The organism is Streptomyces liangshanensis (genome assembly GCF_011694815.1).
GTDB lineage: Bacteria > Actinomycetota > Actinomycetes > Streptomycetales > Streptomycetaceae > Streptomyces > Streptomyces liangshanensis.
Window position 1 is genome coordinate 5753057 of sequence record NZ_CP050177.1, and the last position, 23177, is coordinate 5776233.

Annotated in this window: 20 protein-coding genes; 8 read left to right on the forward strand and 12 right to left on the reverse strand. The window is 73.5% G+C overall.

Annotated features, from left to right (window positions below; all coding sequences use genetic code 11):
• Positions 1-66: 66 nt before the first annotated feature.
• Positions 67-2034, reverse strand: coding sequence for a hypothetical protein (locus HA039_RS24970; protein WP_208298709.1), 1968 nt, complete (start codon positions 2032-2034; stop codon positions 67-69).
• A 149-nt stretch (positions 2035-2183) separates the two neighbouring features.
• Between HA039_RS24970 and HA039_RS24975 the strand changes: the two genes are divergently transcribed.
• Entirely contained in the window at positions 2184-2669 is a 486-nt protein-coding gene (locus HA039_RS24975) for a hypothetical protein (protein ID WP_167033606.1), read from the forward strand.
• Between the two features lie 37 nt (positions 2670-2706).
• Here HA039_RS24975 and HA039_RS24980 read toward each other — a convergent pair whose 3' ends face one another.
• The 3 genes from HA039_RS24980 to HA039_RS24990 form a co-directional block, all read right to left on the reverse strand.
• Positions 2707-4215: a DUF1996 domain-containing protein gene (locus HA039_RS24980; protein WP_167033607.1), complete on the reverse strand. Its 1509-nt coding sequence runs from the start codon at positions 4213-4215 to the stop codon at positions 2707-2709.
• A 238-nt stretch (positions 4216-4453) separates the two neighbouring features.
• The gene (locus HA039_RS24985; protein ID WP_167033608.1) at positions 4454-5107 is read right to left on the reverse strand and encodes a LuxR C-terminal-related transcriptional regulator; all 654 of its coding nucleotides are present in this window, start codon (positions 5105-5107) and stop codon (positions 4454-4456) included.
• Positions 5092-6354 (reverse strand): sensor histidine kinase, encoded by a 1263-nt coding sequence (locus HA039_RS24990; protein WP_167033609.1) that lies wholly within the window; start codon positions 6352-6354, stop codon positions 5092-5094. Before HA039_RS24990 ends, HA039_RS24985 begins: the two co-directional genes overlap by 16 nt.
• A 260-nt stretch (positions 6355-6614) precedes the next feature.
• Between HA039_RS24990 and HA039_RS24995 the strand changes: the two genes are divergently transcribed.
• Entirely contained in the window at positions 6615-7082 is a 468-nt protein-coding gene (locus HA039_RS24995; protein ID WP_167037578.1) for a DUF4259 domain-containing protein, read from the forward strand.
• Positions 7083-7177: 95 nt separating this feature from the next.
• Here the strand turns inward: HA039_RS24995 and HA039_RS25000 are convergent, their stop codons facing one another.
• Positions 7178-8170, reverse strand: a complete 993-nt coding sequence (locus tag HA039_RS25000; RefSeq protein ID WP_167033610.1) for an NAD-dependent epimerase/dehydratase family protein — start codon at positions 8168-8170, stop codon at positions 7178-7180.
• A gap of 115 nt (positions 8171-8285) precedes the next feature.
• Between HA039_RS25000 and HA039_RS25005 the strand changes: the two genes are divergently transcribed.
• A complete protein-coding gene (locus tag HA039_RS25005) occupies positions 8286-9014 on the forward strand; it encodes a hypothetical protein (RefSeq protein WP_167033611.1) in 729 nt (242 codons plus the stop codon).
• A gap of 56 nt (positions 9015-9070) precedes the next feature.
• Positions 9071-10555 (forward strand): PepSY-associated TM helix domain-containing protein, encoded by a 1485-nt coding sequence (locus HA039_RS25010; RefSeq protein WP_167033612.1) that lies wholly within the window; start codon positions 9071-9073, stop codon positions 10553-10555.
• A 128-nt stretch (positions 10556-10683) separates the two neighbouring features.
• Here HA039_RS25010 and HA039_RS25015 read toward each other — a convergent pair whose 3' ends face one another.
• The 4 genes from HA039_RS25015 to HA039_RS25030 form a co-directional block, all read right to left on the reverse strand.
• Entirely contained in the window at positions 10684-11319 is a 636-nt protein-coding gene (locus HA039_RS25015; RefSeq protein WP_167033613.1) for a winged helix-turn-helix domain-containing protein, read from the reverse strand.
• A gap of 355 nt (positions 11320-11674) precedes the next feature.
• Entirely contained in the window at positions 11675-12694 is a 1020-nt protein-coding gene (gene glnII / locus HA039_RS25020) for a glutamine synthetase (protein ID WP_167033614.1), read from the reverse strand.
• A gap of 99 nt (positions 12695-12793) precedes the next feature.
• The gene (locus tag HA039_RS25025) at positions 12794-14032 is read right to left on the reverse strand and encodes an ARPP-2 domain-containing protein (protein ID WP_167033615.1); all 1239 of its coding nucleotides are present in this window, start codon (positions 14030-14032) and stop codon (positions 12794-12796) included.
• Positions 14029-15543, reverse strand: a complete 1515-nt coding sequence (locus HA039_RS25030) for a hypothetical protein (protein WP_167033616.1) — start codon at positions 15541-15543, stop codon at positions 14029-14031. The genes HA039_RS25025 and HA039_RS25030 overlap by 4 nt, the downstream gene beginning before the upstream one ends.
• Positions 15544-15750: 207 nt before the next feature.
• Between HA039_RS25030 and HA039_RS25035 the strand changes: the two genes are divergently transcribed.
• Positions 15751-16671, forward strand: a complete 921-nt coding sequence (locus tag HA039_RS25035) for a Gfo/Idh/MocA family protein (RefSeq protein WP_167033617.1) — start codon at positions 15751-15753, stop codon at positions 16669-16671.
• A 67-nt stretch (positions 16672-16738) separates the two neighbouring features.
• On the opposite strand, the gene HA039_RS25040 is transcribed toward HA039_RS25035, so the two are convergent.
• The gene (locus HA039_RS25040) at positions 16739-17398 is read right to left on the reverse strand and encodes an RlpA-like double-psi beta-barrel domain-containing protein (RefSeq protein ID WP_167033618.1); all 660 of its coding nucleotides are present in this window, start codon (positions 17396-17398) and stop codon (positions 16739-16741) included.
• A gap of 410 nt (positions 17399-17808) precedes the next feature.
• Here HA039_RS25040 and HA039_RS25045 point away from each other — a divergent pair, with 410 nt between their 5' ends.
• From HA039_RS25045 to HA039_RS25055, 3 genes are all read left to right on the forward strand, one after another.
• On the forward strand, positions 17809-18084 hold the full coding sequence (locus HA039_RS25045; protein ID WP_167033619.1) for a hypothetical protein: 276 nt from the start codon (positions 17809-17811) through the stop codon (positions 18082-18084).
• 91 nt (positions 18085-18175) lie between these two features.
• Complete coding sequence (locus tag HA039_RS25050; RefSeq protein WP_167033620.1) at positions 18176-19591, forward strand: RNA polymerase subunit sigma-70; 1416 nt, start codon at positions 18176-18178, stop codon at positions 19589-19591.
• A 79-nt stretch (positions 19592-19670) separates the two neighbouring features.
• Positions 19671-20438 carry an SDR family NAD(P)-dependent oxidoreductase gene (locus HA039_RS25055; protein WP_167033621.1) on the forward strand — a complete coding sequence of 256 codons (768 nt, stop codon included), beginning with the start codon at positions 19671-19673 and terminating at the stop codon, positions 20436-20438.
• A 294-nt stretch (positions 20439-20732) separates the two neighbouring features.
• Here the strand turns inward: HA039_RS25055 and HA039_RS25060 are convergent, their stop codons facing one another.
• Together HA039_RS25060 and HA039_RS25065 are read right to left on the reverse strand one after the other, a co-directional pair.
• Entirely contained in the window at positions 20733-21368 is a 636-nt protein-coding gene (locus HA039_RS25060) for a GNAT family N-acetyltransferase (protein WP_167033622.1), read from the reverse strand.
• On the reverse strand, positions 21365-23101 hold the full coding sequence (locus tag HA039_RS25065; protein ID WP_167033623.1) for an SMI1/KNR4 family protein: 1737 nt from the start codon (positions 23099-23101) through the stop codon (positions 21365-21367). Before HA039_RS25065 ends, HA039_RS25060 begins: the two co-directional genes overlap by 4 nt.
• Positions 23102-23177: the final 76 nt, after the last annotated feature.

Here is a 23177-nt window from a genome sequence, read left to right on the forward strand (position 1 = left end):
GGCCCCGGGGTCACCGGAGCCCTTGGCGTCAGCGCGGCACCGCACGCCACCGAGGCGCCCCCGGCGTCACCGCAGCGCCCCCACCGAGGTGCCGTCCGCCACGACCCCCTTCAGCTCAGCCCGCGCGCCCGCCGAGGCCCGTACCGCCAGCAGGCGGCCCTTCGAGGTGCCCTTCACCCCGCCCGACACCTCCAGGGACCTGAACTCCTCGCTGCCCGCGGCCAGGACGTACCAGTGGCCCGCCCGCGACTTCCAGAGCACCCCGGCCAGCACCTCGCGCGGCCCCCGGGCCCCGCACGCGAGCGAGTCCTCGGCGCGGGCCGCGATCGCCCCCGCCGACGCGGGCCTGGTGGAGGAGGGGGCCTGGAACTGCGCCAGCACCCGGCTCCCCGTGCCCCGCCAGGTCTCCGCGCGGGTGCACAGCCAGTCCGCCGTGCCGTTCGACTCGGGCAGCTTCTGGCCGGCGAACGCCCAGGAGTTCACCGACCGCACCCCGTGCGAGCGGACCGTGGGCAGCAGGCACGCGGTCCTGGCCCACGCGGCCCGGTCCCGCGCGCTCCACACGTCCGAGGGGGCCGACGGCGGCCCCGCCGTCAGCCGCGCCGGGGTCAGCTCGCCGAGGTCCGTGAGCAGCCGGTCGTGGGACCCGTCCCGGATGTCGAGGGTGTCCCAGGAGCCGCAGTCGCGGGCCGTCGCCGGGCTGTCCATCGGGTCCGTCACCCCGTCCGCGTCCCGCGCCAGCGGCCTGACCGGGGTGGCGGGGTCGCGCAGGTCGCGCACGGACGTACGGGTCACCCAAGGCGCCGTCAGATAGCGGACGTTGCTGTCGGAGCGGCCCACCACCAGCGCCCCGGAGGCCGCCGCGTCCGCGCCGTCGACCCGGGCGAAGTCCAGCCCCGCCGCGTCGCCGCCGTCCGCCGGCTCCGCGTACCGCACGACCCGCAGGCCGTCGTACAGGAGCACCACGCGCGCGGCGTCGACCCGGCCCGCGTACAGCAACTGCGGTGATCCCATGGGCGGTCCCGAGGGGGTCCCCGGGGTGGTGGAGACCTGGACGGTACGGCCGGGCCGCGCCCAGACGGCCAACGCCCGCCGCAGCAGCCCGGTGTCACCGGCCAGAGCGCCGCGGGTGGGCCAGGCGGAGAAGTCGGTACGGGCGGAGGTCTCCCAGAAGGTGGGGGCGACCCGGCGTACCTTGGCCGGGTCCAGGGCGGACTGGGCCATGGGGTTGCGGGCGTACGAAGGGGCCGCCGCGCTCCCGGGGCCCCAGCCGTCGCCCGGCAGCCCGAGCAGGGTCCCGCAGACGAGCACGGCGGCGGTCGCCGCGAGGGCCGCCTTCGCGTGCTGGCGCCTGCGCATCAGGTCGGTGGGCCTGGCCTGGAGCGAGCAGGGGTCGAACTCGGCCGACCGCAGCAGCGTGCCGCTCTCCGGCGTCCCGGCGGCGACGGCCTCGGCGAGCGCCCCCGCCGGGTCCTCGGCCCCGGCCGCGGCGAGTGCGCGCTGTACGTCGGCGTCGGCCAGCCCTTCCAGGCCGCGCAGGACGAACGCGGCCCTGGCCGGCCCGGAGAGGGCGGACAGCCGCTGGTCGAGGGCGAGTTCGTCGGCGCCGCCGGAGCGCGGGAAGAGCCGCAGCCCCCAGACGTGCGGGAGCACCGGCGGGAGCTGGGCGCGGCGGGGCCTCGCGAGGCGCAGGAGGGGGCGGCCCGCGTCGAGGGCCTGGCGCAGCACGCGGGCGCGTACGTACGTGTAGCCGGGGTCGCGTGCCCCGTCGGAGCCGCCGCCCGCCCGGCGCGGGGCCGGGAGGACGCCCTCGACGGCCGCGGTACGGCCGCGGGGCAGCGAGCGCTGCACGAGGGCGTGAGCGGTCAGGACGCGCCGGTTGCGGCCGAGCGACGGGGGGAGGACGAGATAGGCGATCCGTACGAGACGGGGGTAGTGCTCGACAAGCGCCGCCTCGGCCTGGTCGACGTCGACGGGACCGCCGGGGGCGGAGGTGGCGGGGGCGGTGGCGGTGGCTGAGTCCTGTGGGCGCACGTTCAGCAGAACGAGCGATTGGTCCGATGGTCACCTCGGAATCCGGTGGTGCCCCCGGACGGCCACCTCGGAATGAGTCATTCCGCTCATTCCGTTCATTCCCTCGTTCCGCCGCGCGAAGGCGCGTTCGACAGGGCACCATGGGCCGCATGCGTACGGAACGAGCAGGCGTGGCAGTCGCGATCCTGGCCCTGGCCCTGACGGCGGGCTGCGGCGCGAACGACAACAAGGCCCCCGCGGTGCCGAAGGCGGCGACGGGGAGCCTCGAACAGCTCGCCGCGAAGGCGAAGTGCGAGCCGAACATCTCGACGGACGCCGCCGAGCTGCGGCAGGCCAACTGCGTGACCGGGGACGGCAAGTACGTCCTGGCGACCTTCGCCACCGACCGCGGCCAGCGCGAGTGGATCAACGAGGCCAAGGACTACGGCGGTTCGTACCTCGTGGGCCGCAAGTGGGTCGTGGTCGGCGAGGCGGCCGTGGTCGCCACGGTGCGCGGCCGGCTGGGCGGGGAGGTGGAAACGGGCTCGTCCCACCACGCGCAGAACGGTGGTGGGACGAGTGCCGATCCGTCCGGTCACGACATGAGTGACATGCCCGGCATGGACGGTATGGAGGACATGCCGTCCATGCGCTGACCGGCGTGGTGACGCCTACGACGTCGGGACGCGTGCCTCAGCGGCACGAGGTCCCGGCGTTGAGGCAGCTCACCATCTTGTTCATGATCCGGGTGTCGAACACGTTGATGAAGTCACCGTGGTCGGTCACCGGCTTGTGCAGCTGCTCCGGGAAGGAGTCGACCGCGAAGCCGGGGCCCGGCGGGACGCGGTAGACGATGCGCTGCTGGAGCTGCGGAATCGCCTTGAACCCGTTCTGGCAACGGCCGTTGGCATCGGCGAACGCCACGTGGGTGCGGTGGTTCGCACTGTCGGTGTTCGTGCCGTCCCAGCAGCTCTGGAAATTGAATGTACGGACCACCTTGCTGCCGCGCGGGCAGATCGGGTATTTGTCCTTGAGCTGGCGGTTCTCGAATCCGGTGCAACTCCACGACGCGTTGGCGTTGGCGTTTCCGTTGACGAACGCCTTGGCGTCACCCGTGATGATCCGCAGGAAGCGGGGCATCGCGACGACCTTGGAGGTCGGGTTGCCGACAAACTTCAGAGTCACCTCGGCGGGCGTCTGAATCTTTCCGGCATTTCCTTCCTTGCCGCCGCCGTCCGCGTTGACGTCGAACTCGGCCTGGCCGTTCTGAAGACGCAGCACCGGCCAGTAGTAGGTCGACTTGTCGCCCTGATTACGGCAGCTCGTGGCCGCCGCGGCGAGCGCGTCGTCACTGGCGAAGGCGTTGTTGCCCTGATTGCCGACATAATCGTGCATGTGGTGCGCGCCGTTGCTCACGCCGGGCGCCACGATCACGTTGTCCGAATTGTATTTCTTGTTCTTGTTCACCCCGCATGAGGTGGTGAACGAACCCCGGGACGCCTGGCGCAGCTTGCGCGGCTTCACCACGTTCGGCCGGACCGACCTGATGCTGACGAAGTCCGAGGCGTCCGGGCCGTTGCCGCCCTGGCCCGCCGCAGGCGGCGCGCTCGCACCGGCCTGGCCGTTGCCGGCCTGCCCGTTGCCCTGCGCGCCGGCGTCCTGGCCCTCGGCCGGGGCGCTCTCGGCGCCGGACGGGGCCGGGGAGGCGGTCGCGGGCTGCGCCTGCGCGCGCAGGGTGCACGGCGCGAGGGCCTCAAGACCCTGCGGCTGCTGCCCGCCGGCGCCGGTGATCGCCGCGGAGATCTTGTTCAGGCTCTCCAGGCGCTTGTCCTTCAACGGATTGAGAATCGCGTTGTCGGCGACGGCCGGGTCCTGCTCGATCTGGGCCTTCTGATCGGCGAACTGCTGGTAGGCCGCGGTGATCTGGCTGTCGATCCCGGCCAGCTCCTGGTCGACCGCCGGGCGGGCCGCCTCGGGCACGTCCGTGATGCTGTTCGCCACTTCGGGACAGTCGATGGTCGACATCTGCTGCGCGGCATTCTCGGCCTGGGCCGGCGGCTGCTTGTCCTTCGACCAGCCCTCACCCGCGGATGCGTAGAAATTGGCTGCTATCAGCCCACCCCCGCCCAGGAGCAAGGCAGCCGTGGCGGCGATCGCCCGGTTTGCCACGGTGGAACGTTTTCTTCTCGCTGTGCGTGCCATGGAACTCCTCAAGCTTCGTTGCCGGTTACAGGGAAATCGCGGCAGGGGAAGCGAAGCGCTCCGTTCCATACGGACGGCATTCGGGGAGTGTTCAGAGGTTCCGAGAATTCGTGGAAATCTCCGAAGCCAAACGGGCGGATACCCCCCATCACGGCACGATCGACCCCTGTACGGTCCGCCACGCGTTCCCGCTCGCTCACGTCCGGCCGCTCATGTCCGCCCGCTCATGTCCGGCCACTCACGTCCGGCCGCGGTCCAGGTAGGCGAGGACGGCCAGGACCCGCCGGTTGTCGTCGTCCGACACGGGCAGCCCCAGCTTCGCGAAGATGTTGGACGTGTGCTTGGCCACCGCACGCTCCGTGACGACCAGTTGACCGGCGATGGCCACGTTGGACCTGCCCTGCGCCATCAGTTCCATGACCTCCCGCTCGCGCGGGGTCAGCGCCGCGATCGGTTTGTCCTGCGACCGCCGGGACAGCAGTTGCTGGATCACCTGCGGATCCATCGCCGTGCCGCCGCCGGCCACCCGGCGTACCGCGTCGATGAACTGCTCCGCGTCGAAGACCCGGTCCTTGAGCAGGTAACCGACCCCGCCGGTGCCGTCCGCGAGCAGTTCGCGCGCGTACAACTGCTCGACGTGCTGCGACAGGACGAGGACCGGCAGGCCGGGGCGGGCCCGGCGGGCGGCGAGCGCGCACTGAAGGCCCTCGTCCGTGTGCGACGGCGGGAGCCGGACGTCGACGATAGCGACGTCCGGCTCCAATTCCGCCAGGGCCTTGGTGAGTTCGGGCCCCGTCTCCACCGCGGCGAGGATCTCGAAGTCGAACGCCTCCAGCATCCGGACCAGACCGTCGCGCAACAGGAAGAGATCTTCGGCTAGGACAACTCGCAAGGAATCTCCATGGTCACCATGGTGGGACCGCCTACAGGGCTGTTGACGGCCAGGACTCCGTCGAATGTACCGAGTCGCCGCTCCAGGCCGCTCAGCCCGGACCCCTTCCCGACCGCCGCCCCGCCCGATCCGTTGTCGGTGACCGCGACGCGCAGCATCCCCTCGCCGTACGAGATGTCCACCCAGATCCGCTCGGCGTTCGCGTGCTTGACCACGTTCGCCAGCGCCTCGCTCACCGCGAAGTAGGCGGCGGACTCGACGGGCGCCTCCGCCCGCCCCGGCAGGTCCACGTTGACCTCGCTCTCCAGCGGCAGCCGCAGCGCCAGGGCCCGTACGGCGTCCCCGAGGCCGCGCTCCGCCAGCACCGGCGGGTGGATCCCGCGCACCAGGTCCCGCAGCTCGGTCAGGGCCTCCGCGGACGACAGCCGCGCCTTGCCGAGCAGCTCCTTGGCCTTGGCGGGGTTCTTCTCGATCAGGGCCTCGACCGTGCCGAGGTCCATGCCCACCGCGACCAGCCTGGCCTGCGCGCCGTCGTGCAGGTCCCGCTCGATCCGGCGCAGTTCGGCGGCGGACGTGTCGACCGCGTCGTGCCGGGACTCGGTGAGCCGCTCGATCCGCCGCGCCAGCTCCTCTTCCTGGGTGGGCGCGATCAGCGCCCTGGTCAGGGTGAAGTGGGCCCGGACGAGCGCGGGGGAGTACCGCAGCCCGGCGGCGAGGACCACCAGGCCGAGCGCGAACGCGTACAGCCCGGTCAGCTGGCTGTCGACGGGCACGAAGGCGTACCAGTACGGGTCGTCCGTGAACACCCGCCACAGGCCGGCGGCCAGGGCGAGCCCCTCCACCGGGAAGACGATCAGCCAGGTGGCCGCGACGGCGACGGCGAAGCCCGCCGTCATGTCCACCAGCAGCCACCGCAGGTCACGCCAGGTGGCCCGTTTCTTGAGCAGGAGGACGGTGCGCTCGACGCGGCCGGTGAGCCCGCCGCGCACGTCGGCGGGGAGCGGCTCGTACGGCGGCGGGATCCGTATCCCCGACCACTTCGCGGCCAGCAGGCGGCGGCGGTTGGCGTGCGCCCTGACGGCCGCCAGCGCCGACGGGGTGGTGAGGAAGCCGATGCCCACCGTCGTGAGCGCGACCGAGACCACCGTCAGGACGAAGAGGGTGACGGATCCCACGATCGCGGTGAGCGCGAGTGCCAGCCCCCGGCCCGCGGCCACCATCGCACCCCGTATGTCGATTTCTTTCATGACGGTCCCTCTCCTTCGCGGCCGGACGGCCCCGGCCCGACCCCCGGGCAGGTCCCCAGTCTGACCGCGGCGCGGTGCGGGACGGCAGCCGGTTCGCCCCCCGGGCCGGGGTGTTGCCAGCACCACCCCCGGGCCGGGCCCCGCGTCCGCCCGCGGTCGTCCCTGAGGTCGTCCCCGGGATTGTCCCTGGTCAGGGTCGATTGTCAGTGGCGGGTGGCACGATCGGGACCATCGACGGATCGGGCGAACAGGGGCGGACGATGGGCGTGTGGGACACCGGACACTTCGACAACGACACGGCGGCGGACTTCGCCGGTGATCTCGACGCCGCCGCCGGGGCCGAGCGGACGGAGCTGGTGCGGGGGGCGCTGGCCCGGGTGATCGGTACGGGCGGGGGCGCGGTCCTGGAGGAGAGCGACGGGGCCGTGGCCGTCGCGGCGGCGGCGCTGGTGGCCGCGCAGTGCCCGGGCGGCCCGCCCGTGGAGACGGTGTACGGCCCCGACGAGCCCCTGCCGTCCTTCCCGGAGGAGTTGAGGGACCTCGCGGTCCGGGCCCTGGACCGCGTCCTCGCGGAGGACTCCGAGCTGCGCGAGCTGTGGGCGGATGGGGAGGGGGAGCGGGGACCCTGGTGGCGGGGGGTGACGTCCCTGAGGGGCGCGCTGGCGGCGGCGACCGCGATATCGGGCCAGGTCCCGGAGCTGTCCGGCGCGGTACGGCCTCCGGCCTGAGGGGGCGCCGCGCAGGGCGGGCGGAGGCGGGGCGGCCCGGGCCCGGGCCGCATGGGCCGACAGGGCTCCGGGTGTTGCCTCGTCGCGGCTCCCTGTTACGCGTCGCCGGTCAGGACCCTTGCCTCCGCTTCGGGGGACAGGCCCAGGGTCGGACGGTCCGGGCGCTGGGGGGCCTGGCCGCCGATCGACCGGAGCCAGGACCAGGTGTCCGCCACCGTCTCCTCCACCGGGCGGCACCGCAGGCCCGTGGCCAGGGCCTTGCTGACGTCGCCCCCGTGCATGGAGTCGTGCGCCTCACCCGGCGGGAGCCAGACGGGCAGGTCCGTCCACGGTTCGACGCCCGCGGCGAGGATCGGCCCGGGGTCGGTCCAGCGCAGCTCGGCGTCGGAGCCCGTGGCCCGGACGCAGGCGTCGAGCAGCCCGCCCATGGTGGTGTGCCCGGACGGCGAGACGAGGTTGTACGGGCCGTCGAGACCCTGCTCCACGGCGCCCACGATCCACGCGGCCAGGTCCCGCGCGTCGATGTACTGGAGGGGGTTGTCGCGCGGCCCCGGGGCGAGCACGGGACCGCCCCGGGCGATCCGCCCCAGCCACCACGGCAGCCGCCCGATGTTCTCCCATGGACCGAGGATCAGCCCGGCGCGGACCAGGACCGCGCGGTCGCCGAAGACGGCCTCCGCCGCCAGTTCACCGCCGAGCTTGTCCTGCGGGTAGGCGGTCGGCCCGGCGTCCGCCGACGCCCCCTCCACCAGGGGGCCGTCCTCCGTGAGCCCCGCCGGGCCCGGATAGGCGTACACCGACCGGCTGGAGACGTACACGTACCGCTCCACGCTCGCCTTGAGCGCCCTGGCCGCCTCGCCCACCACCGAGGGCGCCCCGGACCAGGTGTCGACCACCGCGTCCCAGGCCCCGCCCGACAGCGCCGCCAGTCCCTCCGGGTCCGTCCGGTCGCCCAGCACGGACGTCACGCCCTCCGGCGCCTCGTGGCGGCCGCGGTGGAACGCGGTCACCTCCCAGCCCCGTCCCACCGCCGCCTCCGCGACGGCGCGTCCGACGAATTCCGTACCACCGAGGAGGAGAAGTCTCATGGCACCGACTCTGCCTCGCGGCCACCGCCGTCGCCAAGAGAGTTCGCCGCGGGGTGAATCGGCGGCTTTTGGGACCTGCCGCGCGGCCCGGTCGGGATGGCAGCATGTGCGGACCATGACAGATGCCCGGTCGCCGATGCGCGCCCTGCGGGCCGCGTTCTTCGCGGCGGTGTGCGTGACGCTGGCGGCGCTGGGGCATTTGTACACATCCGGGCACGACATCCCGGCCGGGGCGGTGTGGACCGCCTTCGGGGCGACCGGGTGCGCCGCCTGGCTCGCGGGCGGCCGGCGCCACGGCTTCCTCTCCCTCGGGGCCGGACTGCTCACCGTCCAGGGCACCCTGCACCTGCTCTTCGCCGGCGTGCTGCCGTACGGACCGGCCACGGCCGCGCACGACCGGCACGCCATGGCCGGGGGAGGGGCGGACGCCCGCGCCGGGCTCGGCATGGGCCTCGGCATGGGCGGGCGCCCCGGCATGGACATGGGGACGGGCGGTGAGGGCGAGACCGCCGCGCTGGCCGCGGTCACCGACGGCCCGGCCGCGATGGTCGCCGCACACGTGCTCGCCGCCGCCGTCTGCGCCCTCTGGCTCGCGCGGGGCGAGGCCGCGCTCTTCCGGCTCGCCCGCACGCTCGGCGCCCTCGCCCTCGTACCGCTGCGACTGCTCCTCACCCCGGCGCGGCTGCCCGCCGTACCCCGGCCGGCCCCGCTCACCCCGGGGGCACCCGCCCCGCGCCGCTTCCGTGGCGTGGTCCTCGCGCACAGCCTGTCCCGGCGTGGTCCGCCCGTCGTGCGCACCGCTCGCACCACGGACCCGGGAGCCGCGCTCGTCCTCACCGCCTGACGTCGGCCGGCACCGGGGCCGCTTCCCCCATGCCCACGCCAACACCTAGGACAGTCATGGCCATTGACGATCCCCTCAAGGACGCGGACCCCGTCGCGGAGACCGCCACCACCGTCACCACCGACCCCGCCACCTCTGCCCCCACCACCTCCGCTTCCGCGTGGAGTGCGCTGCGCCCCCTCGTGCTGCGCCTGCACTTCTACGCGGGCGTGCTCGTCGCGCCGTTCCTGCTCGTCGCCGCCGTCAGCGGGCTCCTCTACTCGCTGTCCTTCCAGGCGGAGAAGGTGGTCTACCGCCACGAGCTGCGCGTCCCGGCCGGCGACCGTGTCCTCCCGCTGGAGACCCAGGTCAACGCCGCCCGTACCGCCCACCCGGACGGCAAGGTGACCTCCGTACGGCCCTCGTCCGAGGAAGGCGCCACCACCCGCGTCCTGATGTCCACCCCCGAGGTCGACGAGGGCAAGTCCCTGGCCGTCTTCGTCGATCCGTACACCGCCGAGGTACGGGGCCAGCTCGCGAGCTACGGCAGCTCGGGCGCCCTCCCGCTGCGCGCCTGGCTTTCCGAGCTGCACCGCCATCTCCACCTCGGCGAACCGGGCCGCCTCTACAGCGAACTGGCCGCCAGCTGGCTCTGGGTCGTGGCGCTCGGCGGGCTGGTCCTGTGGCTCGGCCGCCGGCGCACCTCGAAGCGCGCCCTGCTCCTCCCCGAGAGCGGCGCCACCGGGCGGCGCCGGACGCTCACGCTCCACGGCTCGCTCGGCCTGTGGGCCGTGACCGGCCTGGTCCTGCTCTCCGCGACGGGCCTGACCTGGTCGACGTACGCGGGCGCGAACATAGGCAAGGTCCAGGACCAGCTGGGCGGCTCCACCCCGTCGGTCTCCGCCACCCTCGACGGCGGAACCGGCTCCACGGGCGGCGGCCACGAGGGCCACGAGGACATGCCGGGGATGACGGACGACATGCCGGGCATGGAGGGCATGGGCGGTATGGACGTTGGGATGGACCTCGCGGTGGTCGCCGCCCGCCAGGCCGGCCTCGACGGACCTCTCCAGGTGACCCTGCCGACCGCGGGCAACGGGTACGTCGTCGCGCAGACGGACACCCAGTTCCCCGTCCGCCTCGACTCCGTCGCGGTCGACCCGGCCAACGGCATGGTCATCGACGAGCTGCGCTTCGCGGACTACCCCGTGCTCGCCCAGCTCACCCGCTTCGGCATCGACGCCCACATGGGGGTCTTCCTCGGGCTCGTCAACCAACTCGCCCTCGCCGCGCTCGCCCTGTCCCTGGTCCTGATCATCCTCTGGGGCTACCGCATGTGGTGGCAGCGCAGGCCCACTCAGGAGCGGAAGGCGGGCGTCGGCCGGCCGATGGCGCGCGGCGCCTGGCGGAAGGTCCCCCTGCGGGTGCTGCTGCCCCTGGCCGCGGTGACGGCCGTGGTCGGCTGGTTCGTCCCGCTGCTGGGTATCAGCTTCGTTGCGTTCCTGCTGCTGGACGGGGCGCTGGGCCTCACGGCCAAGGCGCGGGCGCGCGCCGCGCGATAGGGGTCACCGGCACATAGGGATCACCGGCACGCACGCGGCACAGAAGGACGCACCGGCCCGTCAGGTGCCGGTGCGTCCTCCTCGTGCCACGCGTCGGGGGGCCGGGGCGCCGCGCCCGGCCCGCCCGCTCAGGGGGCGTACTTGTACCCGACCCGTCGTACGGTCTGGATGGTGTGGCGGTGCTCGACGCCCAGCTTCCGGCGCAGGCGCGCCACGTGCACGTCGACGGTCCTGCCGTCCCCCACGTGCCCGTAGCCCCACACCGTCGTCACCAGCTGGTCCCGGGTGTGCACCCGGTGGGGGTGCGCCACCAGGTGCGCGAGCAGCTCGAACTCCAGGTAGGTCAGGTCCAGCTGCTGTCCGTCCACGAGCGCCGTGCGCTGGACGCTGTCGATCCGCACCGGACCGCCGCCGGCCTCGGTCCTCGGCGCGGCCGCCGCGCCCGCCCGGTCGGCCGGGTCCGTGGCGAGGTACGGCACGGAGGCGGCCAGCGCCGCCGCGTGCTGGTCGGCCGGGACGAGCACGAGGTAGCCGACCATCGGCGGCTGGCCGGGCAGGGACGGCAGGGTGTGCTGGGGCGCGGGCAGCCAGGTCGCGCCCGGCGGCAGGAAGTCCACGGCCTGCCCGGACGTGACGGCCGCGGGGAACGCGGCCGGGACGGTCTCGTCACGGTCGACGGCCCGCAGCCGGTGGCGGCCGGGAACGGGAGGCTTCTGGTTGAGCGGGGCCGCGGTCGCCGCGGAGAAGGAACGGGTGTTCGCCATGAGAGGTCAGCTCTTTCGCGCGAAGGAGTCGTCATGTGGGGAGGACGTACGTCATGCGCGGCGGCCGAAGGCCAGAAAGGAAGCTTTAGAGGGCCGGCGCGTTCTTCGCGCGACAACACACCCGGTCGAAATCGTGGTGCTGCCGGGACGGCCAGAACGGCTCCAGGTCGATGCGACCCGTCGCGGTGTGCTGGAAGCTGGCCATGCACCCATTGAAGCAGATAGCTGCCCGGCGCAGCAGACCCAGTTCACGCTACTGGGCGCACGCCGGGCGCGAGGCGGGTCGCCGGCCGCACGCCGAAGGGGCGGCCGCCGGCCCGGCGGTCGCCCCTCAGCTGCGTGTTCCCGGGTCCGGTCAGACCTGTCCGGCCTTCTCCAGCGCCGAGCAGCAGGTGTCCACGATGAGCCGCGTCACCACGTACGGGTCGACGTTCGCGTTCGGGCGGCGGTCCTCGATGTACCCCTTGCCGTCCTTCTCGACCTGCCACGGGATGCGGACCGACGCGCCGCGGTCCGAGACGCCGTAGCTGTACTCGTTCCACGGGGCGGTCTCGTGCAGGCCGGTCAGCCGCTCGTCGATGCCCGCGCCGTAGTTCTTGACGTGGTCGAGCGGCTTCGAGCCCTCGCCCAGCGACTCGGCGGCCGTGATGATCGCCTCGTACGTCTCGCGCATGGCCTTGGTCGAGAAGTTGGTGTGCGCGCCCGCGCCGTTCCAGTCGCCCTTCACCGGCTTCGGGTCGAGCGTCGCCGACACGTTGAAGTCCTCGGCGGTGCGGTAGAGCAGCCAGCGGGCCAGCCACAGCTGGTCCGAGACCTCCAGCGGCGACAGCGGGCCCACCTGGAACTCCCACTGGCCCGGCATGACCTCGGCGTTGATGCCGGAGATGCCCAGACCCGCCTTGAGGCAGTTGTCCAGGTGCGCCTCCACGATCTCGCGGCCGAAGATCTCGTCCGCGCCGACACCGCAGTAGTAGCCGCCCTGCGCGGCCGGGAAGCCGCCCTCGGGGAAGCCCAGCGGGCGCGCGCCCTTGAAGAAGGTGTACTCCTGCTCGATGCCGAAGATCGGCTCCTGGCCCGCGAACTTCTCCGCGACCTCGGTGAGCTGCGCCCGGGTGTTGGACTCGTGCGGGGTCATGTCGATGTTCAGGACCTCGCACATCACGAGGACGTCGTCCCCGCCGCGGATCGGGTCCGGGAAGGAGGCCACCGGCTTGAGCACCCGGTCGGAGGCGTGGCCCTCGGCCTGGTTGGTGCTCGATCCGTCGAAGCCCCAGATGGGCAGCTCGGCACCGTCGTCCAGGATCTTCGTCTTCGAGCGGAGCTTTGCGGTCGGCTCGGTTCCGTCGATCCAGATGTACTCAGCCTTGAAGGTCACGGGGCCTCATCCTTTGCGGGTGCAGCAGTTGTGGCCAGAAGAGTCGCAATCTGTCATGTCCCGGTTGTTGCCCGTTCATGAACTGCGTGTTACTCAGGTTTATTTTGTTTCCGCGATCCGGCGCGCGACCACGTGCTCGTTCAGCAACGGTCCAAAACCGGCGGCCTTGATCCGGCGCACCAGCTCCTCGTACGTCGTCCCCAGCGCCTCCGCCGCCCCCGCCAACCCCCAGTCGTGGTCCGCCAGCACGTTCAGCAGATGCCCGCGCCTGACCTGCGCGTCGGACAGCCGGAACGTCTTGAGGTACGCCGTGCGCCCCTTGTGGTCCGTGATCAGCTCACCGATGTGCTGCTCCTGCCGGCCGCGCGAGAACGGCGGCAGGAAGCGGTGCAGCTCGTACGAGCCCATCCGGTACACCCGCTCGAAGGCGTACGACTCCGTCAGCAACTCCCTCGCCAGGACCGCCCGGTGGGTCTCGTCCCACAGCCGCTCCTGCGCCACCGCGCGGGCCCGCAGATCGGCGAGCGTGGTGACGTACCGGTCGGGGATCCGCGCCTCGAAGTCCGCGACCGGGCCGCCGAAGAAGGCGTACTGGTGGACCAGTTCGCCGTACAGGTCCTGGAGCAGGCTCGGGTGCAGCGCCCGGTAGTCGTCCGGATGCGGCACGACGAAGGCGGCGGCCAGGGAGTCGGCCGTGTAGAGGAGCACCCCGCACTGGCCGGGGTGGATCTCGAAGACCCGCAGCGCGTCGGTGAGCCCCCGGACGTCGAGCCCGAGGTACGCCTCCTCCTCGCGGGGCGAGAACCCCTGCCGTACCGCCTGCCGGGACCACTCCTCCCAGGCGACGGACGGGCCGCCGAAGTGCAGCGACAGATAGCCCTCCAGGGCCAGGTGGAGCGGCAGGAACCGGCAGCGGGTCGTGGCGGCGCCGCCCGACAGCCCCTTGCCGGGCCGGCGGCGCTTCACCATGCGGTGGTGGTGGTGAACGGCCATGGCGTCCGGGCGGGCGTCACCCAACTGCGTCCCGTAGGAGGCCCGTTGCTGCGCCCTGCGGCCGTTGCCGTGTCCGTCGCCCCGGCCGCCGTCCTGGCCGCCGCCCGGTCCGCCGTCCGGTCCCGGGTGCGACTCCTCCCCGGACCAGTCCGCGACGAAGCCGTGCGGGACGTACGCCAGGTACTCCACGCCCTTGTCGACCGCGACCGCGCCCAGCCCCGCGTAGATCTCCGCGTGCAGCCGCAGACCGGGCATCGGCTCGGCGCGCACCAGCGGGACCAGCCGGACGCCGCCCCACACCTGCGCGGGGCGGGTCTCCAGCCCCGTGAGGTCGAGCCGGGTCATCGCCCCTCCCGCGCGGTGCCGGGCTCACCCGGGAAGTAACAGAACGGATCGTCGTCCACGAAGAGCCCCACCCGCCGGTCCAGGTACTCCCGCAACTCCGCCATGCCCGTACGCCCCTCCGCGAACTGCGCGATCTCCACCAGGGCCGGCAGATCCTCCGCGTCCCTGATCCCCGCCGTCGGCACGCTCGGTGCGAGCCGCCGTACGTCAAAACCATCCGTGTCGTATACGGGGTTGAGGTGAACCACGGTCGTCCGCCCCTCCCGGTCGAGCCGCGACCGCCACACCCGCAGCACCTCACCCGCCAGCCCCGGAGGCGCGTTGTCCCACCCGTCCGAGACGATCACCAGCCGTTCGGGGGCGTGCTCCAGGGCGTCGAGGATCCGCGTCCCGAGCGGCGTCGGCCCCCAGGGCCGTACCAGCAGCGCGTCCACGGCCCCCGACGTCCACCACGCCGTGTACGCGCCCGGCGCCGCCAGCGACTCCAGCAGGAAGTGGCAGGCCAGGGCCGTGCCCAGCGGGCGGCGGCGCCTCTCGCCCGAACCGGACGACGAGTAGCTGTCGTCCAGCACGGCGGCGACCCGCCCCCACGTCCCCCGGTACGGCCCCGCCGTGCGGCGCGCCGCCGTCCGCAGCGCGCCCGTGAGCTCCGCCCGCCGCCGTACCCGCTCGTCCAGGGGCAGCGACAGGGCGTACAGCGCGAGGCGGGTCAGCGGCATGGCGGACAGGTCCGCCCCGACCCCGGTGGACCGCTGGGTCCGCAGCCGCTCCAGCCGGGTCATCCGGGGCGCGAGCCGCTCCGCGAGGTCCTCGCGGCCCACGGCGTGGCGGGCCGCGAACCCCTCGGCGACCGTGAACGGCAGGTCGTACAGCGCTCCTTGCTCGTAATGGGCGCGGCGGTGCGCGTCCAGCAGCGGGTGCTGGTACTTCGTGCGGCGGCCCGGCGCGAAGAGGAAGTCACCCACCTCGCCGGCCCCGTTCCCCTTGCCCGCCGAGCCCGCCGAGCCCGCCGCGCCCGCCCCGCCCGTTACGAGCGGAAGGTGCGCGTGACGCGCAGCCGTCTTCAGCCCCCGCCGGTACTTCACCGCGTCGTGCCCCAGGTCCGGCCGCCCGGCCAGCCAGTCGCGCAGGATCGCGCGCGTCCGCCGGTTGTTCACCCGGGCCGCGCGCAGCGCCCGGAACAGCCGGTAGACCCGCTGCGGCGGCAGTATCGCCAGCCTGCGGGCGATCAGCCGCCCCTCCGCCCGCTTCTCCTCCGCGCTCGCCTCCCCGGCGGTGCGCAGCAGCGTCTCGACGATCCGCGCCGCGTTGTGGTCGTTGATGTCGAGCGCCAGCGTGGCGGCGTACAGCGGGCGGTAGTTGACGCACACGTACTCGTGCAGGAAGTCCAGGGACAGCCGCTGGGCGTGCGCCTCGGAACGGAACTCCCGCTGCCCCGTCGCCGTGACGGCCGCGTTGACGAACAGCAGCACGTCCTCGGCCGCGATCAGATCGGCGAAGGTCTCCGCCACGGTGTCCCCCCCGGGTGCGTGCCGTCGGATGCCGGCCGGGGCATGGAGGCGCGAACAGCGAAATGTTTGCTTCATAGGCAAGTCCCGGAAGTCGCACCGGAGGCCCGCGGCCGGCCCGTGCAACGTAACACCGATCCCCACCACCCCGGCCAGGGAATTTCCGCCCTGGCGGTGTCACCGCCACCGCCCCGGTGCACACTGAGCGCCATGAGCAAGCCACCACGTATCGGACTCCTCGGCGCCGGCCCCTGGGCGGAGCGCACCCAGGCCCCGGCCCTGGCCGCCCACCCCGGCCTCGAATTCAGCGGTGTCTGGGGGCGGCGCCCCGAGGCCGCCGCGGCCCTCGCCGCCGCCCATGACACCACCGCGCACTCCGGCGAGGCCGGGATAGACGCGCTCTTCGCGGAGAGCGACGCCATCGCCTTCGCGCTGCCGCCGGACGTACAGGCGCCGCTGGCGGTACGGGCGGCCGCCGCCGGCTGCCACCTGATCATGGACAAACCGGTCGCCACCACCGTGGAGGGGGCCCGCGCGGTGGCGGACGCCGCCGCGGCCGCGAACGTCGCGTCGGTGGTCTTCTGCACCCTGCGCTTCTCGCCGGTGACCTCGGCCTGGATCGACGACCAGGTCGCGACCGGCGGCTGGTTCACGGCCCACGCGCAGTGGCTCGGCTCGCTGTACGGGCCGAGCGCGGAGAGCAGCCCGTTCGCGGCCTCGCCGTGGCGGCGGGAGAAGGGCGGGCTGTGGGACGTCGGCCCGCACGCGCTGTCCGCGCTGATCCCGCTGCTCGGTGACGTCACCGAGGTGACGGCCGTACGCGGCGAGCCGGACCTCACCCACCTCGTCCTGCGGCACAACTCCGGGGCGACGAGCACCGCCGCGCTCAGCCTGAGCGCGCCGTCCAAGGGGGCGCGCACGGGGTTCGTCGCGCACGGCGAGCACGGCGTCGTGTCGCTGCCCGAGGAGTGGGGCGACCCGATCGGCTCCTTCACGGCGGCGGTCGACGCGCTGCTGGCGTCGGTGCGCTCGGGGCTGCCGCACGCGTGCGACGTGCGGTTCGGGCTGCGGCTGACCGAGATCCTGGTTGAGGCCGAGAAGCAGGTGGCGGCCGCGGCCGCGGGGAAGTAGCGGGGAGGGGTACGGGTACGGGTACGGGGGCCGCGTCGGCGAACCCGTACCTGTACCGCTCGTGTCCTCAGCCGACGCGCTCGATCCGGGCCTTGCGGATCAGGAACTTGCCCGGCTCGCGGACCTGCTCGAAGGCCGCGTTGTTCAGCAGCACGCAGCTCGCCGACGTCGAAGTGACCTTCACCGTCGTGGACTTGGAGTTGTCGAGGTTGGTCACCCGCAGTGTCGTCCCGATCGGGAACTGACCGCTGGACGCGCCCGGTGCGCCCTCCTCGTTGAAGAGGGTGACGGTCGAGCCGGGGCACACCACCTGCCCGGCGCCGTTGCCGGCACCACCCGCGGCGGGCGGCGCCTTCACCGGCGGGGTCTTGGCCGGCGGGGCCTTGACCGGCGGCGTCTTCACGGCCGGGGGCGCCTGGACCGCCCCACCGGCGACCACACCCTTGCCGCCCTCGCCGACCCGGCAACCGGACGCCTTCTGCTGCACCTTGATCTGCTCGATGACCGCCACCCGGTTGGCGATGCGCGCCTCGGACTGCGCGTCCGGCGCGGAGCGCTGCCCGGCGATGAACGCCTCGTTGTTGCCGAGGGCCGTCGCGAACCCGTCACAGGCGACGGACGCCTGGCTCGTACCGGTCATCACCACCGCCGTACCGCCGACCAGGGCGGCCGCCCCGACGAGCAGGGAGATCTTCTTCTTGCGGCTGAGCGTCTTCTTGCGGGACACGTGTGGGGCTCCTGTTCCCGGCCGCGCGCAGGCGGGCCGGCTGGGGTTCCGTGTGCCCTGGGATACGGGTGAGCTGGGCGTTCCACTCAATCGGCGGGACATCAACTTCCCTTTTCCGCAACGGGGTTCGCCTTTCACGTGTCACCCCCGCGCCCGCTCGGCCCGCTCGCGCCCCGCTCACTTCGTCGACCGGGAGCGGGACGATACGGCCCGCGCCGGATACCTGTCCGGCGCCTCCGGCATGAGCGCGGCGCGCCGCCCGCCGGGGGCGTTCCCGCCTCTTTCGCCACTCTCGGCACCGCGCTGTACTCCTGTCGCCAAACAGCCTCTGGCCAGGCCCGATTGTCAGTGGGGGGCAGTAGAATGGAGGGAGTTCGTGAGGGTTCCACCACCGTGCCGGGAGGTCGCCGATGGCCGTTGCCACAGTCACGACAATCACCACGAAAACGATCCGGATCCAGCCGAAGCCCGAGCGCAAGCCACTGCCCGCGGGACAGCCGCGTGAGTGGTACGAGACGCACAACCGCCGGCTGAAGGCCATGCGCCTCGCCATCGCCCTGCTGGACTCGGGCGTGTACCACCCGGCGAACGCCGGCAACCGCAGGATAAGGAGTACGGCGGCCAGGATCGGCATCCACCCGCCGTCCGACACGACGTGCCGGATGGTGCGCGCGCTGATCAGCTAGAGCGCGGGGGGCCGGGCGCCGGGCGTACGGGATCGTTCCGGCGTCCGGCGTTCCGGGTTCGGCGTTCGGGCCCCCGCACTACCGTGGAAGCGTGACCACGGGGACAGCGAAGTGCCGGACGTGCGGCCGGCCGATCGAGACGGGTGGGCGGCCCGGGAGGGCCGCGTCGTACTGCTCACAGGCGTGCCGCCAACGCGCGTACCGCGAGCGCAGGCAGCCGGACGGGCCGCCGGTCGAGGAGCTGATCGCCGGGATCGGCGGGCGGCTGCGCCGGCTGCGCCTGGCCCCCGCGCCCGCCTTCCGGGCGGACGTGGAGGCGGTGTCGGCGCAGTTCGCCCGGCTGCGGCGGCTGGCACGGCTGGCGGGGGAGCGGGTCGTCACGGAGCCGGTCGTCACGGAGCCGGGTGTTACGGAATCACCCGCCACGGAGCCGGCCGTCACACCGGCCCGAAACGTCACAGCACCCGGCGTGACGAATCCGCCCCGCGACGAGGACGCCTTCGCCGCCCTCACCGAGGAGTACCGGCGTGAGCTGCGCGCCCACTGCTACCGGCTGCTCGGGTCGTACGACGAGGCGGAGGACCTGACCCAGGAGGCGTTCCTGCGGGCCTGGCGCGCCTGGGAGACGACCGGCGCGATCGAGCACCCCCGCGCCTGGCTCTACAAGATCGCCACCCACGTGTGCCTCGACTTCCTCCGCAAGCACCACCGGAGCCCGACGACGTACGAACCGGTCCCGGGCATGGAGTCCGGCGACGGACCGCCCCCGCCCCGGCTGCCGTGGCTCCAGCCGTTCCCCGACGACCAACTGCCCGACGTACCCGCCCCGCAGCACGACCCGGACGTCCGGGCCGTGGCGAGCGAGACCATGGAGCTGCTCTTCCTGACGGCGATCCAGCGGCTCCCCCCGCGCCAGCGCGCCGCGGTGATCCTGCGCGACGTCGCCGGATGGTCCGCCCAGGAGACGGCCGACCTGCTGGGTTCGAGCCTGGCGTCGGCGAACAGCGCGGTCCAGCGTGGCCGGTCCGCGCTGCGGGCCGCGCTGCCGGGGCGGCGCGAGGACTGGTCGGCGGCCGAGCCGACCGCCGATGATCTGGCCCTGCTGGAGCGGTACATGGAGGCGTCCGCGCGCGCCGACATCGACGCGATGGTCGCGCTGGTACGGGAGGACGCGGTGCTCACGATGCCGCCGAACCCGTTCTGGTTCACCACCAGGGAGGCGCTGTTCGGGTTCGTACGGCCGAGCCTGGACCCGGCGTCACCGGCCTACGCCGGGCACTGGAAGCACGTGCGCGTGCACGCCAACGGGCAACTGGCCGTGGCCGGTTACCTACGGCGGCCGGGCACCAGCGTCCACCGGGCCCAGACGATCGACGTGCTGCGGGTGGAAGAGGGCGCGATCGCCGAGATCACGACCTTCGAGCCGCACCTGTTCGCGTCGTTCGGGCTGCCGATGACCCTGCCGGGGAGCGATGAGTCCGGGAGCGATGAGCCCCGGGGCCGATGAGTTTGTCGCTCCCGCGCGTCCTACGGGGTGAAGGGCGCGCACGGCGCCCGGGACGAGGACGACGGAAGGACACGAGACCATGCTGAAGGACAGGACCGCGGTCATCTACGGCGGAGCGGGTTCGCTGGGCACCGGCATCGCCCGGGCGTACGCGGAGGCCGGGGCGCGGGTGTTCCTCGCCGGCCGTACGGAGTCCACGCTCCGGAAGGCCGCCGCCGAGACCGGCGCCTCGTACGACGTCCTCGACGCGGAGGACGAGGAAGCGGTCGAGGCGCACGCCGCGTCGGTCGCCGAACGGGCCGGCCGGATCGACATCTCCGTCAACCTGGTCCCGCGCGGGGACTTCCAGGGGGTGCCCCTCACGGAGATGTCCGTGGAGGACTACACGCGGCCGGTGGTACGGGGGATCGCCTGCCAGTTCCTCACCGCGCGCGCCGCCGCCCGCCGGATGACCGCGCAGGGGTCGGGCGTGATCCTGTCGCTGAACAGCGGGTCCGCCAACGGCAGCCCGATGATGGGCGGCACCGCCGCGGCCGACGGCGCGATCGACGCGCTGATCCGCCAACTGGCGCAGGAGGTAGGCCCGTCGGGCGTCCGGGTCTGTGGCATCTGGACCGCGGGGGTGGCGGACTCCCTGACCCCGGAGAAGCTGTCGGCGGCGGGCGCCCCGGCCATGGACGAGGCGGCCGTCAGCGGGATCGTGGCGCACCTCGACTCCCTGCGCATGACCAGGCGCTCCCCCCGGATCGCCGACATCGCGGCCCTGGCAACGTTCCTGGCCTCGGACGCGGCCGCGTCGATCACCGGGACGTGGATCAACGCAACGGCGGGCATGTTCGCAAGCTGAACCACCAGGGGGCGGCCCGGACGCGGGGCCCGCGTCCGGGCCCCGCGTCCGCGTCCGGGCCCCGGCCTCCGCGTCCCGGCCTCCGCGCCTCCGCGCCCCCGCGCCTTCGGTCCCCCGCGTCTGGGCCCGCGTCCGGGCCCCGAGTCCGCGTCCGAGCCTCCCTCTCCATGCCTCCGCGTCCGCGTCCGCCTCCCCGCGTCCCAGGGCGCGGCCCTCCTCGTCGGGCCGGGGACGCAGAGACGCACCCCCGACCGACCGCCCTCGGACCGCCCCCCCCCGGTCGACCGCCCCCCATCACCCCACCCGCCGCTCCCAGCGGACCTCGCCGTCGTGCCACACGGTGGTCGGCGTCAGGCCGCACGCGCGGGCCACCGCGGCCGACGCGTGGTGGTCCGGGTGGATGTGCGCGATCACGCTGCCGACCCCTCGTACCTCCAGCCACCGTACGAGCCCCCGCGCGGCCTCGGAGGCGAACCCCCGGCCCTGCCACGGCGTCCCCACCACCCAGGCGATCTCGGCGACGCCGCCCCGCCCGGGACCGCTACCCGGAGCGGCCGAAGTAACCGTGGCCTGCACGGTCCCGACCAGCACGCCCCCGGCGTCCCTGACGCTCTCCCCGTCCCCGAGGCTCTCCCCGCCCCCGGCGCGCCCCACCCGCTCCACACCCTCAGCGCTCCCCGCGCCCCCGGCCTCCTCCGCACGGAGACGCAACACCCAGTTGCACCAAGCCACCTCCGGATCCGGAGATCCCCCGACCATCCGCGCGTAGCGCACCCGAAGTTCCGCCTCCGTCGACGGAGCCCCGCCGATGAACGCGTGCAGAGCCGGATCACCGAGCACGACGGCCATCTCCCGCGCGTGCTCCACCGCCAGGGGTACGAGGCTCAGCCGTTCCGTCCCGATCGGCCCCGGCCGCAGCCTCGCCGTCATCGGGCGGCGATCCACGGCCCCGCCGCCACCGCGTGCAAACGCCCGCGCCGCAGGGCGAGTTGCGGCAGCGCGACGCCGAAGAAGTCCGTCAGCGCGTCGAGCGCCTCGAACTCGTCGTCGACGTCAAGGGCGACCGGCGCCGGCCCCGCGTACTCCTCGTGCTCCACGTACTCCTCCTCCACGTCCTCCGGCACCTCCGCCCCCGGGAACAACTCCTCGGGATCGAGCGCCTCCGGAACGTCCCCCCACTCCTCGATCTCGTCCCCGCGCACGGCGAACCCGTACACGCGCCGCCCATCCTCGGCGTACGAGAAGTAGAACGCACCCGGCCGCGCCGCCGCGGTGTCCCCCCGCTCGACCCATACCGTGACAGCCTCCGTACCGCGCGAGGCCCGCTCCCCGGGATCGGCCAACTGCCCCGACCTGAAAGGCTCCAGGACCGTACCGAAGGCGAAACTCCACCCCTCCCCGGCCGTCCCGACCCGGACCATCGGTCGCGCGTCCGGCCCGAACGATCGCCGCTGGAACTCCCCTTCGTCGCCCGGCGGCAGCAACACCCCCTCCCCGACCCGCGCCGCCACCTCCCGCGGCGACACGCCCCGGACCAGCACGAACCGGTAGTCGCCGGGCTGCGCCACATGATCGGCGAGCCAGGTCAGCCCGACCTCCCGGGACACGAGCCCCGGCGCGTCCCAGCCCTCACCGGCCTCCCCGAGACCCTCCCCGCCACCCGCCCGCCGCCCGCCCCCACGCGGCGTCTCCAGCAGGTACCGCCCCCGCTCCGGAGTGATCACCGGCCCGAGGACCGGATCGGCGAGAAGCCCCACAGGAGCGACATGCTCGTTGCCGTGCGGCTCCCACGTACCCACCGCCGTCGCGAGCGTGCGCCACGCCGCGTCCGTGTCGCCCCAACGCGCCTGCTCCCGCGCGGTGTCGACGGCCACGCGGAAGGGCCCGTCCGGTTCGTACGGCAGCAGCCGCGCCCCCGCGTCGCCCGGACGCCCGTCCAGCAGGGCCGCCAACTCGGTCCGGAACCCGCCCGCCCGAGGCCGCCCGTGCTCCACCGCGTCCTCGAACACGTCGAGTTGGCCGTCGATGTCCTCACCCGCCAGACACGCCACCCGCGCCTCCTCCACCGCCGCGTCGAGTTCGCGCGTGGTCGCGTTGACGAACTCCGGGACCGCGCTGCTCCGGTGGAAGTCCCGGAAAAGCGCCTGCATGAGGTCGAGGAACGACTCGTAACGGACCGGCGGTTCGCCCGACCACGAGCGGTAGAGGTACGCGGCCCACTCCCCGTCCGCGTTCACGTCACCCGGGTCGAGCAGGAGGTCTGTGAGGTCCGACGCCACGGACAACTGGAGCGCGCGCCCCCACATCCCGGCCCGCAGCACCTCGCCGTCGGACGCCCCCTCGTCCAACCCGCTCTCGTACAACTCCTGGAGCTCGGCGCCCTTGTGCCAGTGCACCCCGTCCACCGTCCCCAGCAACTCGACGGCGGTCCCGGCCGGCCGCCACCCGTCCGTGACCGCGAGGAAGGACCGGAACGACGGCGGCAACTCCGTACCCAGCCGCTCCTCCAAGCCTGATATGCGCTCCGCCCCGGCCGGCGCGAACCCGAGCCACCGGTCCCGGACGACCTCCTCGGCCGCGTCCTCCCGCCCCTCCGCGTGAGGTGAGTCGATCCAATCCGCACTCCACCGGTCCAGGAACGGGCGCCAGTTGTAGATCTTCATGCGGTCATGGTGCCAGCGCCCACTGACAAGGGGCACATTCCGGCGGCCGGTGCCAGACTCTTCCCCGCACAGGGAT